The following is a 16,629-nucleotide window of genomic DNA, read 5'->3' as shown; positions in this document are numbered from 1 at the left end:
AGCCGTTTTCGAATGAGGAAACGGACATCAATAAATTTAATTTCCATAAATTTGCATAGTGTTAGTTAGTTATACATTAATTAATACATTATCAAAAGGTCGAAGTTTGTGACACCGCCAAATGTTCAACTTCGATCTCTTTTTTATTTTAAGATTATAGTTTTTCCTTTTATTTCATAGGCTTCAATTATTTTAAAATTCTTAATAGTCTCCAATATTTCTTCTATTTTTTGATCTTTCCCTAGAACACCAAAAAACTTAACTTCCTCTAATGATTTGCTGTCAAAGAATATGTCAACATCATACCATCTAGACAAGACCTTCATAATGTCCTTCAATGGTTTTCTTTCAAAACTAAAAACACCATCTTTCCATGATATTTCATTGTATACATCTACTTCTTTTACTAAGAAATTTTTGGTATCCACATCAAGGCTCGACTGTTGATTAGGCATTAAATTTTGTTTTCTATTTTCATAATTAACCGTAACCTTACCTTCAACTAATGTTGTATAAATATTAGTCTCGCCTTTATAAGCTTTAATATTGAACTCTGTTCCTAAGACTTCTACTTCTTGAGATTGATTAAATACTTTAAATTTAGCTCCTTTGTTTTCTGTACTTGGTGATACCTCAAAATATGCCTCACCATAAACTAGCTCCACTTTACGTGTTTCTCCTTCAATAAACCTTACAGGATATTTGAGTTGTGATTCGGAATTTAACCAGACTTTTGTGTCATCTGACAATACAACAAAGAATTGCCCGCCTCTTGGAATGGTTAAATAGTTATATACTAACTCTTTAGTATTAATTTGGTTAGCTTTATAAATAATCTCTTCTCCATTACTGTTAGCGTTTTGTGTCTTTAGGTATTCTCCTTTTTCTAATGCAATTTGAGAACCATCGCCTAAAGTTAGTGTTGCTTTATCTGTTCCTGGTTCGACAGTATTAGTGTCTACTATTATTGGAGTAGTTTCAACTGACTTGCTGAATATGTTATCTTTAAAAAAGTATGTTGTTGCAATTATACCAACAAAGATTGCGGCATATTTCATTACCCTGGTATACTTGCGAAATCTATATTGCTTTTTCTCCTTATCAATTAATTCAAGCAATTCTTTTTTTGAGTCATCGGAATCAAACATTTCCATATTTAAATCAATTAAGTAGTTAATCTTAACGTACTCCTTAAACATCTTATAATTATCATGGGCTTCTAGCCATAATTCTAGCTTATTCCGTTCTAAAAGAGTAGCTTGCCTAGTCAGATATTTTATTATTAGCCTTTGTATATCTTGAGAAATCATTTTAACGCATATACTACTATAACACAACAATTTTACACAACCCTAACTTTTTAGCAACATTTTTTATTATTTTTGCATTAATTCACTCCTGTTTTTATCTAATTCTTAATTTATATTATTGCTAAATGAACAACATAAGTCTTATAAATGGTCTTAAAAAAGGAGATTCCAAAGCCTATTCATTGTTAGTTGATACTTATCATAATAAATTATGTGTTTATGCTTATCAGCTTACAAATGACCGTGATTATGCTAAAGATGTTGTTCAAAACGTGTTTATTAATATTTGGAGAATACGCTTAAAGCTTAAAGATGACTTCGCAGTTAAAAGTTATCTATATAGATCCGTATATAATGAATTCCTTAACCAGGAAAGAAATAGGGTGCATGCCATTCCTTTAGATAAAAAAAATATTGACGCATTAAGTTCTATTTTGGAAGAAGAAGATGAAAAATCGTTAGACAGACTAATGAATTTGGTAAAACGAGAAATCGAAAACCTACCCCCTAAATGCAAACAAACATTTTTATTAAGTAAGCAAGAAGGTCTCACAAATATTGAAATTTCTGAATATCTAAATGTTTCTATAAAATCTGTTGAAGCTCATATGACTAAAGCTTTTTCCATATTAAGAAAAACCGTAGGCGAAAAAATGCAAGGGATTCTATTTTTGTTGTTTGGATTTCCTAGAGAAACGCAGTTTAATTAAACCCCTTGAAATTCAATTTTAAATTCTTTTCAATACTCAAATACTACCAAACAACATTAATCAATTCGGTTTCTTATTCGGTTACCTATCATTTACAAAGTTGTTTAATTACTTTAATATAAAGGGATAAAGAGGAACTGGATAGTTCCTCTTTATCCGCAATATTTTTAAAAAAACCTCTTGATTAATCAAGAGGTTTTTTTTGTGAACTAAATAAACGACAATAAAAAATTATAGAAATCAAATTTTGAAAGTCTCAAAACACAGATTAAAACTTTCTATCTGGATGAAATGTTGATATATCAAGAGATGTTTGCTTCTCTGATATAAGCTCTGAAACCAGCATACCTGTTGCTGGCCCTAAACTCCAACCCATCATGGCATGACCAGAGGCTACAGTGAAGTTTTTACATTTTGAAGACCTACCTATATACGGAAGTCCATCTGGACTACAAGGACGTAATCCACATTTTGCTTGTGACTTTTCTTCTAAAGTGATATTGAGGTTATTATAATAAGATGCACTTGCTTTTGCTATAGCATTTACACGCACAGGGTTTATATTATGATTTACTCCTGCTAATTCCATGGTTCCTGCAAAACGTGTGAAACCATCCATAGGTGTAACCGCAACTTTAGCTTCGCATAATATTGATGGTATCGTAATTTTAGTGTTAATTTTAGCATTAATACTATAACCTTTTCCTGCTTGAAGCAACAGTTTTAAACCAATTTTTTTGCTGAGTTTTGGGCTCCAACTTCCTGCTGCTAAAACAACTTCATCACATTCTAAATCCTGTTTATCTGTTATCACTTTTGAAATATTTTGCTTATTGATAGCAACATCAACAACAGTTTCATTTTTAAAAATAGACACACCGCTTTCCTTTAAAAATAGTAGCATTTCTTGCATGAAATTATTTGGTGTCATGTGTGCATCAGAATGATAATATACAGCACCTTTAATATTCAAATTAGCATCAGGTTCTATTTCTGAAACTTCTTTAGCTAATAAATGCTCAACCTTCAATCCTTCTTCTATACCACGTTTACCAACTTCCCATTCTTCTTCGCCTACCTTATCGGTTTTGTAGCACATTAAAAGTCCTTTTCTTTCATAATGAAAGTTGAAGTCTTTGGACTTTTTCAGATCTTCATATAAATCTCTACTTAACAAATTAATATCTAATAAAGGTGTAATTGATTGTTCTACTTTTGAAGCTGTAGCCGATTTTTTAAAAGCCCACGCCCATTTCATAAAATCCACATCCAATCTTAGTTTTATGTAAAGTGGACTCTTAGGATTAAACATCCATTTAATGCCTTTTGAAAGCATACCAGGAGAAGCCAATGAAACAAAGTGACTCGGGGTAATGTAGCCAGCATTAACATAAGATGCTCCTGAATCCATATTAGATTTATCGATAACAGTAACCTGATGACCTTCTTTTTGAAGATAATAGGCGGAACACAGCCCAATAATTCCACCACCAATAATGATTACATGCTTACTCATACCAAAATTAAATTACTTGAAAACCATGTGCATAAGGATCGTCTTCATCATCAATAGTTATGGTATTATAGCCGTAAATTTTTGCCCAACCTTGAATACTTGGAATAATAGCTGGTTTATCTGAGACAGAAGTTTCTGCAGTTACACACCCAATAAATTTACTTCCTATAAAACTCTCATGAATAAATTTCTCTCCGAGTTTCAATTTACCTTTAGCATAAAGCTGCGCTATTCTTGCAGATGTTCCTGTGCCACAAGGACTTCTATCTATAGCTTTATCGCCATAAAACACTGCGTTTCTTCCAGATGATTTTGAATCCAATGGTGTTCCTGTCCATAATAGATGAGACACATTTCTAATAGTATCATTTTCTGGATGAATAAATCTATCAGGATATTTTTGATTGATGGCTTGCCTTAATACTTGTGAATATTGAATCAGTTTACTTGCTGAGAAATCCTGAATACCTGAGAAGTTTTGTTGAGGGTCGATAATAGCATAAAAATTACCACCGTAGGCCACATCAAATATTAATTCACCTAGTTCTGGACATTCTATGGTTAAACTTTCATCAGCTAAATAGCTTTTTACATTGGTGAGTCGTACCCAATCTACTTTATCGCCAGTTCGTTGGTACTCAATTTCCACTAAACCTGCTGGTGCTTCCATTTTAATTTTCCCTGGTATTTTGGGTTTTACCAAGCCTTCTTCAATAGCAATAGTTATAGTGCCAATAGTACCATGACCGCACATAGGCAAACAGCCTGAAGTTTCAATAAATAAAATGGCAAAATCATTTTCGGGATTATGCGGTGGATATAAAATACTACCACTCATCATGTCGTGCCCACGAGGTTCAAACATTAAACCTTTACGTATCCAATCAAATTCCTTGAGAAAATGCTGTCGCTTTTCGCTCATGTCCGTACCAATCAATTCAGGACCGCCATGTTTTATAACGCGAACGGGGTTTCCGCAGGTATGCCCATCTATACAAACAAAAGTGCTTCTTGCCATTTTAATAAAATTTATTTCATCATTTTATAGCTTCTGGTAATAATTCTTTTGGAAAAGATTGGTAGCTTATCGGACGAACCCAACGTTTAATTGAATTGGTTCCAACAGCCGTAAACCTAGAATCTGTAGATGCAGGATATGGTCCTCCATGTTGCATAGATGGACATACTTCAACGCCTGTTGGCACACCGTTAAATATTAAACGTCCTACTCTATCTTCAAGCGCATCAACTATATCATGAAGTTGCGCGTATTCGTCCTCTTCTGCAATAATTGTTCCTGTTAGTTGACCTTCTAAACCGTTGATGATATTAATTAATTCTACTTCATCTTTTGCTTTTACTACCAATGAAAATGGACCAAACACTTCTTGTTGAATTTTTGGATTTTCTAAGAAGTCTTTTCCTGAAACACTTACAATTTGTGACGGAGCATAATTTGGTGCAACATCACTTTCAATTTTGGCAACGGTCTCTGCACCATTTTGTGAAGATACTTTTGCTCCATTTTCTAAAAAACCTGCTTTAATGTTTGGATGCAACATGCATTGCGCCTCAATGGCTACGGTTTTATCTGCTAAATCATTTACAAACTGTTCTGTTTTTTCACTAGCTATGGTTAGTAACAACCCCGGATTGGTACAAAACTGACCAGTTCCTAAAGTAATAGAACCTGCATATTGAGATGCCAAAGCTTCTGAACGCTTCTCTAAAGCTTGAGGTGTAATAATTACAGGGTTTATACTTCCCATTTCAGCAAAAACAGGGATAGGTTCCTCACGCTCAGCCGCAAGATTAAATAAAGCTCTTCCTCCTCCAACACTTCCTGTAAAACCAACTGCTTTAACTTTTGAGTGTTTTACTAATGCAGAACCTACTTCTACACTTTTTCCGTTTAAATTTGAAAACACGCCATTTGGCATTCCTGTATCTTTTGCTGCTTTAATAACTGCATTAGCAACCAATTCTCCTGTTCCAGAATGCATTGGGTGCGATTTTACAATTACAGGACAACCCGCAGCCAAAGCACTAGCTGTATCTCCACCTGCAGTGGAAAATGCCAGTGGAAAATTACTTGCTCCTAAAACAACTACAGGTCCTAATGGAATAGAGGTTTTTCTTAAATCTGCTTTTGGCAATGGTTTTCTATCGGGCTCTGCGGCATCAAAAATATTATCTCTCCAAATTTCATTCTCAATTAATGCAGCGAAAGATTGTAACTGGAAAATAGTTCTACCACGCTCTCCAACCGCTCTTCCTTCTGGCAAACCAGATTCTGACATATACATGTCGATTAATGTTGTGTCTAAAGCTAAAATCTCATCGGCTATAGCGTTTAAAAAAGCAGCACGCTTTTCTCCTGAGACTTTTCTGTATGTTCTAAATGCATCCCAAGCTAAGTTTACAGCCTCATTTACTTCAGCTTCCGTAGCATCAAAAAACGGTGTTGGGTTTTCAATATTTAGTTTAGGGTTTACGGTTTTATAAGTACTATTACCTGAGGCTTTAAGTGTTTGCCCGATATAGTTTTTTCCTGTAGTCATTGTTACTTATTTTTAAATGTTTTTTAATTTACTCGTTTGTAAACTACTTTTTTTGATAATAGGTATTTTTACAAAATACCTTAAAATGAAAAATCTTTTCTCATAAACATCTCTATAATTGTGATAAACGTGTTATAAAATCTACATATTTGTTTTCTGTAAAAACGAAGTTTTCTCATTTTTAAATATTTAAAAAGATCAACTTATTAAGTCCAAAACTTCAAGTCTTTCTTTTGCCAGAATATATCTTGCATGGACATCATCAATTTGCTGTTTAGTTAATTTCTTACCAAAGGTACGCAGCCCTCCAGCAACATCATTATGGTGAATTCCCATAGCAAGTTTTAGATATTCCAAAAGCAACGGCTGAGCATCCAGATAGGATATGGAATTTAAAGCCTGAGAAATTTTGTTTGCCTTAGCCCATTCCCCATTTAAAACATACTCCTGCATGGTAACACTAGCTTTTGGAAAGATACAACCAACACCTGTAATACCACCACACGCTCCAGCGAGTCCTGCATGTACAGTAACTGTATCTACTCCTGCCAAAACTTTTAAATCTTTGTTTTCTAGCATCAGTGTTTCAATAATTGAAACATCTATAGTCGATATTTTAAGAGCTGTCACATTAGGAAGCACAGAAAGCCTTAAAAGAAGATCCGTTGAAAGCGAATGATAACCAGCTGCATCAGGATTGTTATAAGGCATCATTGTTATACCTATATCCTTTGCAGTTACTTCAGAAAACGCATAATACTCATACATCTCTTTTTCAGAAGGAATCTCCTTAGTTTTTGGCGGCATAACCATTACTGTATCAACTCCTACTGTTGCAAGCCCTTCAATGATTTTGGCAAGTTCTTCCTTAGTTTCTGCTGAAGCTCCGCTGATTAACGGAACATTGTATTCCTTAGCAACCTCAGAAAGGGATTTAAGTAAAGAAAGGCGCTGTTTGTTACTCAAATAGCTATTCTCGCCCAGAGTACCAGAACCAACAAGTCCGCTCATTCTGCTTCCGCCCTTTCCTTGAGCTTTTAAAATACCTGCGGCCTGTTTTTGTGTTGTATCAAAATCAATTTCAAGAGTACCAGATTTTGACGCTTTCAACCATGTAAAAACTGCAGGCATTACACCATCCCAATTGGATTTCATTTTTTATTCTTTTTAATGAGTTATAAAACTATATAAATATTACCATCAACAATACTATTAAATTATTCGTTTTTAGTATTATATTATCCATTCATTCAAATTATATTTATATTTTGAATATTTTTGTATTAATGAAAATACACCCTTTTAAAATACCAAAGCCAGAAAATAGCGCATTAGTTTATCAAGAAGATATTGAAGCTGTTTTTTATGATAAGTTGCATCAACATAATGAAATTCAGCTTAGTTTTATAGAAAAAGGAAACGGAACACTACTGGTAGGTGATCATATTTCTAGTTATGTAGAAAATGATATTTTTATTATTGGCAGCAATTTACCACACGCTTTTAAAAGTGACAAACACGGTGTAACTGAATCTAAAATGTTGAGTTTATTTTTTACTGAATCTTCTTTTGGTGATACTTTTTTTGAATTGAGTGAATTTACAGAACTTAACCGTTTTTTTGTAAAATCTACGCAGGGTTTGGTTGTAAAAAACAATAAAAGTGAAATTATAGAATGCTTTAAAAAACTAAAAAAATCATCTAAATTAGAACGATTTATTTTGTTTTTAAAAATTTTAAAACATATTACTACTGCTAAATCTGAAACACTTTCCACTTTTATATATGAAAAAACCTATTCTGATAACGAGGGTAACCGTATGCGCCATGTTTTTGAATATACGATGACTAACTATCAAAAAGACATTTCATTAGAAACTATTGCAAATGAGGCGAATATGACTAAAAATGCATTTTGTAAATATTTTAAAAAACGAACTAATAAAACTTACGTTACCTTTTTAAATGAAATACGGGTAGAACACGCTACAAGACTTTTAAAACAACACGTAGATTTACCTATTGTTGAAATAGCTGAATTATCAGGGTTTAACAATTTGTCTAATTTTAATAGGCAGTATAAAAAAGTAAAAGGATACATTCCTTCTTTTGTTAGGAAACGTAAATAGCGTTCCTTACCCTAATAATTAAACAATTGACATAAAAAACAAAAACTTGATGAATATAATTATCATCAAGTTTTATTTGCTTTTATAAAGTCGGGGTGGCAGGATTCGAACCTGCGACCTCCGCGTCCCAAACGCGGCGCGATAACCGGGCTACGCTACACCCCGAATTGGTTATCTAATTTTAAAAAAAAAATGCGGAGAGACAGGGATTCGAACCCTGGGTACCTATTTCTAGGTACGACGATTTAGCAAACCGCTCCTTTCGGCCACTCAGGCACCTCTCCAATTTAGTTAAGAACTACACATTTTATTTAAATGCGGATGCAAATTTAGTTTTTCATCTGAAAGAACACAAACATTTTCTTCCTTTTTTTTTAGTTTTTATTCTGGGTATTCTATTCGTAAATGATAAATATTTGCAAGCTTGTGCTTTAACACTTTTTTTATGGATTGAATCTCCTTGAAAGTAATGTTAGCATTAAGAAACTGTCCTTCTTCAATTTGCTTGTTAATTATATTTTCCACAAAAGCATCAATTTTTATTGAAGTAGGCTCTTTCAAACTTTTTGATGCAGCCTCGACACTATCACACATCATTAAAATAGCAGTTTCTTTACTAAAGGGTTTAGGTCCAGGGTAACTAAAATCTACCTTACTTATTTCTATATCTGGAAAAGCCTTTTGCGCTTTCATATAAAAGTAATATACTACACTAGTACCATGATGTGTTCTTATAAAATCAATAACCCTATCAGGTAAATTATTCTTTTTAGCTATTTCAATGCCGTTGATAACATGATTTGTGATGATTTCAGCGCTTTCTTTTGAAGAGAGTTCATCATGTGGGTTAATTCCTGTAGATTGATTTTCAGTAAAAAATGTTGGATTTTTCATCTTTCCAATATCATGATATAAAGCACCTACTCGAACCAACATAGCATTTGCTCCAATCTCATTAGCTGAGGCCTCTGCTAAATTGGCAACATTTAAAGAATGATGAAAGGTCCCAGGAGCCTTATTAGATAACTCCTTTAATAATTTAGTATTGGTATCTGATAGCTCTAATAATGAAACATCTGAAACTAAACCAAAAAGTTTTTCATAAGCATAAATTAATGGCTGAACAAATAGCGTTGCTAAACCACAAAGAATAAACCATATAAAGGTTTCCCAATTAAGTGTCTCAACACTCCCCTCATGAATTACAAAAAAAGCAAAATAAGCTATAATATAAATGAGTGTAATCTGACCGACTGAAATAAAAAGATTAGCGCGTTTATACAACTCTGAAACTGTTAAAATAGTTACTATACCCGCAATAATCTGAAGAAACATATACTCATAACTGTTTGGTACAATAAACCCTAACAGTAGTACTGTTAGTACGTGGGCAAATAAACCTAATCGCGCATCAAAAAATGCTTTAAACACTAATGGCAAAATACAAATAGGCACAATATAAATATACTTTGAATCATAATTAACCACTAAAGTTGTTATAAATATCATCAAAGAAATATTAAAGAAAATAAAAGTGACTTTTGTATTATTTTCAAAAACCTTTACTCTATATTTTCGCAAAAAGAGAAGCAACATTAATAATGCTAAAGCAACAAGTAAGGTATATGCAAACAAAACCCAATTATAATTTGATTCATTCCAAACTTGTGATTCATATTCAGATTGTAACGACTTTAAAACCTGATACTTATCACCTTCAACAACCTCTCCCTTTGAAACAATTAGAGTTTCTTTAGCAACACTTCCTCTGGTAAAAGAAATCTGATTCAAATCGTCTTCAATGACCTTATCGGTAAACGGTTTATTAAATACCAAGTTAGGCTCGACTAAATCAAAAAACAATGACACAAATTCAGTTTCATAAACTGATAGATTATTTTTAGCCAATGTACTATTGATGACATTTTTAACATCATTTTGTTGTATTAGACTTGAATAAAAACCTTCTTTTTTATTTTCTCTCCCATCTAGAATAACAATAGACTTATTGTCAGGGAAATCATAATTTTCGTTTAAAACACCATAACTATAAAGTTCTCTAATAATATTTTGACCTACACCAAATAATTTATCATTAGTATATCTTGGTAAGGTATCTGAAAAAACTACTTTAAACGTAGTTTCATAAGAATATTTAACTTTTTCTTTTATTGAATTATCAATATCAAAATAAAGCTTAGCATTACTGACTATACTTTTTTTCTCTAGAGCTATTTCATCATTTGTTTTCTTTATAGCGAAATTAAATGGCGCCTGAAGGCTTTCAGATTGCCAAGGCTTTCCCTTTTCAAAATTGTATTTAAACTTTCCGCTTTTAGGAAACAAATACACAATTAAAAAGGTTGTAGACAGAAATAACAACCCTTTATAAATCAAAGAATGGTTTTTATATAGTTTATTTATAAAGTCTTTCATCTTGAAACCAAATGTAATAAAATTAAAAGCTTTTACCATTTTTTATATTGCGGTTATCTTTCAAAATTCTACCAAAAAAATCATTATTTTCGCAAGTACTAAACTAAAATATTAGAATAATGAGCAAAGAAGTCGTTATTGTATCTGCAGCAAGAACTCCTATTGGGAGTTTTCTAGGGGCTTTATCAACTGTTCCTGCTCCAAAATTAGGCGCTATCGCTATACAAGGTGCTTTGAAAAAAATTAAACTAAAACCTGAATTGGTTGAAGAAGTTTTAATGGGCAATGTAGTTCAAGCTGGCACAGGTCAAGCACCTGCTAGACAAGCTGCGATATTTGCAGGTATTCCAAACAAAGTACCTTGCACGACTGTTAACAAAGTTTGCGCTTCGGGTATGAAAACTGTTATGCAGGCAGCACAATCAATTGCTTTAGGAGATTCTAATATTGTTGTTGCAGGAGGCATGGAAAACATGAGTCAAATTCCTCATTATTTACATGCGAGAAGTGCGACAAAATTTGGGCCAGCAACTTTAATTGATGGCATGCAAAGAGATGGTTTAGTTGATGCATACGACCAGAATGCCATGGGGGTTTGCGCAGATGCTTGTGCCACAAAATATGAGTTTTCGAGAGAGGACCAAGATGCTTACGCCATCCAATCTTACAATCGGTCTGCAAAAGCATGGGAAACAGGTAAATTTGACAATGAAGTAGTTCCTGTTAAAGTACCACAACGTAGAGGTGAGCCTAAAGTTATATCGAAAGATGAAGAGTATACCAATGTGAGAATAGAAAAAATTCCGCAATTGCGTCCTGCTTTTACTAAAGAAGGTACCGTTACAGCTGCAAATGCATCAACCATTAATGATGGTGCTGGTGCTATGGTTTTAATGAGTAAAGAAAAAGCGGATGAGCTAGGTTTAAAACCATTAGCAACAATAAAAAGTTATGCTGATGCTGCTCATGAACCAGAATGGTTTACAACTGCACCTGCAAAAGCTCTTCCAAAAGCACTAGATAAAGCTGGAATTTCAATAAATGATGTTGATTATTTTGAGTTTAATGAAGCTTTTTCTGTTGTTGGTTTAGCTAATATGAAAATTCTTGGGCTTACAGATAGTAATGTTAACGTAAATGGAGGTGCTGTTTCGTTAGGACATCCACTTGGGTGTTCTGGCGTTAGAATTCTTATTACTTTATTAAATGTTTTAGAGCAGAATAATGCCAAAATTGGAGCTGCTGCTATTTGTAATGGTGGTGGTGGCGCATCTGCATTAATCATTGAACGTAACTAAAAAATTTTAATGCTATACGGTATTTGTAATTTAAGTATTGTTCCGCTTCGAAATGAACCTACTGACACAAGTGAATTAGTTTCACAAGTGATCTATGGTGATTTCTTCAAAATATTAGAACAACGCAAAAAATGGAGCAAGATAAGATTAGCTTTTGACAAATATGAAGGCTGGATAGATAACAAGCAGCATATTGAAATTAACGAGAGTGAATACAAAACTCTATCAAAAGAACCTCTAAAACTATCTACTGATTTAGTTGAGTTTATCGAAGATGAAAACCATCAACTTTTCCCAATTCCTATTGGAGCTCAACTAAATGGTTTATCATTATTAAACCATAATTACGAAGGCAACTCTATTAACGATAAAGCAACCAAACCTAACATTGTTAAAACTGCTTTTACTTTCCTAAATGCTCCTTATTTATGGGGTGGAAAAACACCTTTTGGTATAGACTGCTCTGGTTTTACGCAAATGGTATATAAATTAAATGGTTATAAACTCTTGCGCGATGCATCTCAACAAGCTACTCAAGGCGAAGCATTAAGTTTTATTGAGGAAAGCCAACCAGGTGATTTAGCTTTTTTTGATAATAATGAAGGTAACATAATTCATGTTGGCATAATAATGAAAGACAATTATATTATTCATGCTCATGGTAAAGTACGTATAGACCGTTTAGATCATTCTGGGATTTATAATGTTGACAAAAACATCCACACGCATAAGTTAAGAGTTATTAAAAAAATTATATAAAAAAAGCTACTTAAATAGCAGCTTTTTTTTATTCTTAGTATGTTAGGATTATATTATTGACCACCATCTATGGCATCAATTTTAGCTGCTACTTCTTTAGATTTTTCAACCTCGCCAAGAGCACTATATATGTTTTTCAACTGAACTAAAACATCTACACTAGCTTCAGGATTTTTACCAATAAAATCAGTTAAAACATCGGCGGCTTTTTGGAATAAAGCATTCTTTTCAACTTTTAATTCCTCATATTTAATATTATCTGCTTTACTCAATCCCAATTTACCCATTTCTTCAATTTGAACATTTCCTTTCTCTATGTATATGTTAGATAAATTTAACGCTGCATCAGAATTTTTAGAATCTAAGCCAAGTACCGTTTCAAAAGATTTTTTCGCATCTTCAATGTTTCCTTTATTCATATTAACAACACCAACGTTGTAATGAAGTGCCGCATTATTTGGATCTTTTTCCAATGCTTGTTCAATTACTTCTTTAAATTTATCTTCATCTTTCAATTGGAAATAAATATTGGCTTCGTTAATTATTAAATCAACATTTTCTGGATTTTCTAATCTTGCCTCTTTAATAGCTGCTAATGCTTTTTCGTTATCTCCTTTAGTAATATAAATTAATGCTATGTTCTTTACAATCTCTGGCTTTTTAGATTCTGATATACGCTCACCTGGCTTAATATGACTTCCTGCTTTCACATATAAATCTCTAGTTTTCTTATCTAGAATCACTTCTTTACCTGTATCCTTATCTGTGGCATAATATTCTTTAGCTATTCCAGTATAACCAATATCCTTAAGCTTGTTATATAGTTTTAAAGATCTATCATAATCTTGAACATTAACAGCAGTTAATGCGGAATAATACAAAAAAATCGTATCCGTTTTTCTTGCTTTATATGTTTTTTCAAAAAGAAGAGATGCCTGCTTGTAGTCTTGAGCTTCGTAAGCCTTATTTCCTTTTGTTAAAAAATCATTATACATACCATCTTTGATTTTTTTAACCTCAAGCTTGTACTTTCCTTTCACTTTCTCAAAACTTGCAAAAGCTTGCTCAACGTCAAGTTCACTGCCTTTTCCATCAGCAAACAATGTTACCCCATTAAGATAATAATACTTAGACTTCATATCCTCATTCATAGAAGCTAATAAGGGTTCAGCAATTTTCAAAGCTTCTTTTGCGGCGGCATAGTTTTTACTTTTAACAGCTTTTTCTAAGGCTTTCAATTCTTTTTTCTGAGCAAATGAAAACGCACTAATCGTTAGTGCTAAAGCTATAATAATTTGTTTTTTCATTTTAATTAATATTAAGTTTAACTTTTAGTGTTATTTATCGTTAGTATCATTATCAATAGTTGTGCCATCCTCTGATCTACTAGTGTTTTCAGGTCCTTCAAGATCTTCTATACTATCTACTTCATCTTCATCATGCATCACTTTTGCAACAGCCGCAATAGAATCTTTACCTTTTAAATTTATTAATTTAACTCCTTGTGTAGCTCTCCCCATAACTCTTAAATCTTTAACCGCCATTCTGATAGCGATACCAGATTTGTTGATTATCATTAAATCGTCGTCATCAGTTACGTTTTTTATTGAAACTAAGTTTCCAGTTTTTTCAGTTATTGATATGGTTTTTACACCTTTACCGCCTCGATTAGTGATTCGGTAGTCTTCTAAACTTGAACGTTTACCATATCCATTCTCAGAAACCACAAGTACATTACTCTCCATGTCATCTACAGCTATCATACCAATAACTTCGTCAGTTTTTTCATCTTGTAAACGAATCCCTCTAACACCTGAAGCACCTCTTCCCATAGGCCTTGTTTTGGCTTCTTCAAAACGTATAGCTTTACCTGATTTTAATGCTAACATTACTTGACTCTCACCTGTAGTTAATTTAGCTTCTAATAAAACATCATCATCTTTAATAGTTATGGCATTTATACCATTTGTTCTAGGACGAGAATATTGTTCTAGAGAGGTTTTCTTGACCTGTCCCTTCTTAGTAGCCATAATCACATAGTGGCTGTTAATATAATCTTCATCTTTTAAATCTTGAGTACAAATGAAAGCCATCACTTTATCATCCTGCTCAATATTTATAAGATTTTGAATAGCACGCCCTTTTGAAGTCTTACTTCCTTCTGGAATTTCATAAACACGCATCCAGAAACATTTTCCTTTTTGCGTAAAAAACAACATATACTGATGGTTAGTACCAACAAATAAATGCTCTAAGAAATCCTCATTACGTGTAGTTGATGCTTTCTGACCAACACCTCCTCTATTTTGAGTTTTATATTCTGTTAGTGATGTACGTTTAATATATCCAGCGTGCGAAATTGTGATTACCACTTTTTCATCAGGAATCATATCTTCAATACTTAAATCTCCTCCAGCATATTCAATAGTAGATCGACGCTCATCACCATACTTATCTTTAACTACTTGCAACTCTTCTTTTATGATATCCATCCTACGGTCTTTTTTCTCTAGGATATCTTTCAAGTCTTCGATAGTCTTCATCAACTCCTCGTATTCTGCACGAAGCTTATCTTGTTCTAAACCAGTTAACTGACGTAGCCTCATCTCAACTATTGCTTTAGCTTGAATTTCTGATAGCTTAAAGCGTTCAATTAACTTCTCTCTAGCTTCATCAGCATTTGCAGAAGCTCTAATTAAAGCGATAACTTCGTCAATATTGTCTGAAGCAATAATTAAACCTTCTAAAATATGCGCTCTTTCTTCAGCTTTGCGTAATTCATAGGTTGTTCTTCTAACTACAACTTCATGTCTATGCTCAACAAAATAATGAATCAAATCTTTAAGATTCAATAATTGCGGTCTACCATTAACTAATGCAATGTTATTTACACTAAATGAAGATTGTAGCGCTGTGTATTTAAATAATTTATTTAACACAATGTTAGGAATAGCATCACGCTTTAAAACGTATACAATACGCATTCCATTTCTATCAGACTCATCACGAATTGTAGCAATTCCTTCTAGTTTTTTGTCGTTTACCAAGTCAGCAGTTTTTTTAATCATATCTGCTTTGTTAACCTGATAAGGAATCTCATCAACTATAATACACTCACGCCCATTAACCTCTTCAATATTCGCTTTCCCTCGCATAACGATTCTCCCTCTTCCTGTTTGAAAAGCTTCCTTCACACCATCATAACCATAAATAGTCCCTCCTGTTGGAAAATCTGGCGCTTTAACGTGTTTAATAAGCTCATCAATCTCAATATCATTATCTTCAATGTACGCTATAGTTCCATCAACCACTTCTGCTAAGTTGTGAGGCGGCATATTTGTTGCCATACCAACAGCAATACCTGATGCACCATTAACCAAAAGCCCAGGTATACGCGTAGGTAAAACAGTAGGCTCCTTTAGCGTATCATCAAAATTCAATTTATGATCTACAGTTTCCTTTTCGATATCTGCCAACATGTCCTCAGAAATCTTTCGCATACGCGCTTCTGTATAACGCATTGCTGCAGGACTATCTCCATCAATAGAACCAAAATTTCCTTGTCCATCAACAAGCATATATCGCAAACTCCATTCTTGAGCCATACGAACCATTGCATCATAAACCGAAGTATCACCATGAGGGTGATATTTACCTAAAACTTCTCCAACTATTCTTGCGGATTTTTTATGTGCTGAATTTGCTCTAACACCCAGTTCATGCATACCATAAAGCACGCGCCTATGAACTGGTTTTAAACCATCTCTTACATCTGGTAAAGCACGTGACACAATGACTGACATTGAATAATCAATGTAGGCCGATTTCATCTCATCCTCAATATTAATAGGGATCAATTTTTCTCCTTCTGCCATAAATAATTTAATTTAGTTTTATGTGATTTTCAAAA

General features: G+C 33.2%; 12 protein-coding genes and 2 tRNA genes. 4 read left to right on the top strand and 10 right to left on the bottom strand.

Translation table 11 applies throughout. The features are described from left to right. Positions 1-143: 143 nt before the first annotated feature. A complete protein-coding gene (locus Q0772_RS10820; protein WP_298344239.1) occupies positions 144-1,310 on the bottom strand; it encodes a FecR family protein in 1,167 nt (388 codons plus the stop codon). A 125-nt stretch (positions 1,311-1,435) separates the two neighbouring features. Here Q0772_RS10820 and Q0772_RS10815 point away from each other — a divergent pair, with 125 nt between their 5' ends. Then, on the top strand, positions 1,436-2,020 hold the full coding sequence (locus Q0772_RS10815) for a sigma-70 family RNA polymerase sigma factor (RefSeq protein ID WP_298344236.1): 585 nt from the start codon (positions 1,436-1,438) through the stop codon (positions 2,018-2,020). A 268-nt stretch (positions 2,021-2,288) separates the two neighbouring features. On the opposite strand, the gene Q0772_RS10810 is transcribed toward Q0772_RS10815, so the two are convergent. The 4 genes from Q0772_RS10810 to Q0772_RS10795 form a co-directional block, all read right to left on the bottom strand. Next, a complete protein-coding gene (locus Q0772_RS10810; protein WP_298344233.1) occupies positions 2,289-3,536 on the bottom strand; it encodes an FAD-dependent oxidoreductase in 1,248 nt (415 codons plus the stop codon). A 7-nt stretch (positions 3,537-3,543) separates the two neighbouring features. Continuing rightward, on the bottom strand, positions 3,544-4,554 hold the full coding sequence (locus tag Q0772_RS10805; protein ID WP_298344230.1) for a 4-hydroxyproline epimerase: 1,011 nt from the start codon (positions 4,552-4,554) through the stop codon (positions 3,544-3,546). Between the two features lie 19 nt (positions 4,555-4,573). Next, positions 4,574-6,097 (bottom strand): aldehyde dehydrogenase (NADP(+)), encoded by a 1,524-nt coding sequence (locus Q0772_RS10800; RefSeq protein WP_298344227.1) that lies wholly within the window; start codon positions 6,095-6,097, stop codon positions 4,574-4,576. A 198-nt stretch (positions 6,098-6,295) separates the two neighbouring features. After that, on the bottom strand, positions 6,296-7,252 hold the full coding sequence (locus Q0772_RS10795; protein ID WP_298344224.1) for a dihydrodipicolinate synthase family protein: 957 nt from the start codon (positions 7,250-7,252) through the stop codon (positions 6,296-6,298). 131 nt (positions 7,253-7,383) lie between these two features. On the opposite strand from Q0772_RS10795, the gene Q0772_RS10790 reads away from it, so the two are divergent. Next, complete coding sequence (locus tag Q0772_RS10790) at positions 7,384-8,226, top strand: AraC family transcriptional regulator (protein ID WP_298344221.1); 843 nt, start codon at positions 7,384-7,386, stop codon at positions 8,224-8,226. 90 nt (positions 8,227-8,316) lie between these two features. On the opposite strand, the gene Q0772_RS10785 is transcribed toward Q0772_RS10790, so the two are convergent. From Q0772_RS10785 to Q0772_RS10775, 3 genes are all read right to left on the bottom strand, one after another. Next, positions 8,317-8,391 (bottom strand) — tRNA-Pro (locus Q0772_RS10785). A gap of 30 nt (positions 8,392-8,421) precedes the next feature. Further along, positions 8,422-8,510: transfer RNA gene (locus tag Q0772_RS10780), tRNA-Ser, on the bottom strand. 97 nt (positions 8,511-8,607) lie between these two features. Further along, on the bottom strand, positions 8,608-10,662 hold the full coding sequence (locus tag Q0772_RS10775; RefSeq protein WP_298344219.1) for an HDIG domain-containing metalloprotein: 2,055 nt from the start codon (positions 10,660-10,662) through the stop codon (positions 8,608-8,610). Positions 10,663-10,781: 119 nt separating this feature from the next. Here Q0772_RS10775 and Q0772_RS10770 point away from each other — a divergent pair, with 119 nt between their 5' ends. Both Q0772_RS10770 and Q0772_RS10765 read left to right on the top strand, forming a co-directional pair. Then, positions 10,782-11,960, top strand: a complete 1,179-nt coding sequence (locus tag Q0772_RS10770; protein ID WP_298344216.1) for an acetyl-CoA C-acyltransferase — start codon at positions 10,782-10,784, stop codon at positions 11,958-11,960. 9 nt (positions 11,961-11,969) lie between these two features. Beyond that, positions 11,970-12,719, top strand: a complete 750-nt coding sequence (locus Q0772_RS10765) for a C40 family peptidase (protein WP_298344213.1) — start codon at positions 11,970-11,972, stop codon at positions 12,717-12,719. A 53-nt stretch (positions 12,720-12,772) separates the two neighbouring features. Here the strand turns inward: Q0772_RS10765 and Q0772_RS10760 are convergent, their stop codons facing one another. Both Q0772_RS10760 and gyrA read right to left on the bottom strand, forming a co-directional pair. Further along, a complete protein-coding gene (locus Q0772_RS10760; protein ID WP_298344210.1) occupies positions 12,773-14,026 on the bottom strand; it encodes a tetratricopeptide repeat protein in 1,254 nt (417 codons plus the stop codon). A gap of 30 nt (positions 14,027-14,056) precedes the next feature. Beyond that, entirely contained in the window at positions 14,057-16,594 is a 2,538-nt protein-coding gene (gyrA, locus tag Q0772_RS10755) for a DNA gyrase subunit A (RefSeq protein WP_298344208.1), read from the bottom strand. Positions 16,595-16,629 lie beyond the last annotated feature (35 nt).

The organism is uncultured Algibacter sp., assembly GCF_947490405.1.
GTDB lineage: Bacteria > Bacteroidota > Bacteroidia > Flavobacteriales > Flavobacteriaceae > Algibacter_B.
The sequence above is the reverse complement of the archived record's forward strand: the minus strand, read 5'-3'. Positions and strand labels throughout refer to the sequence as shown.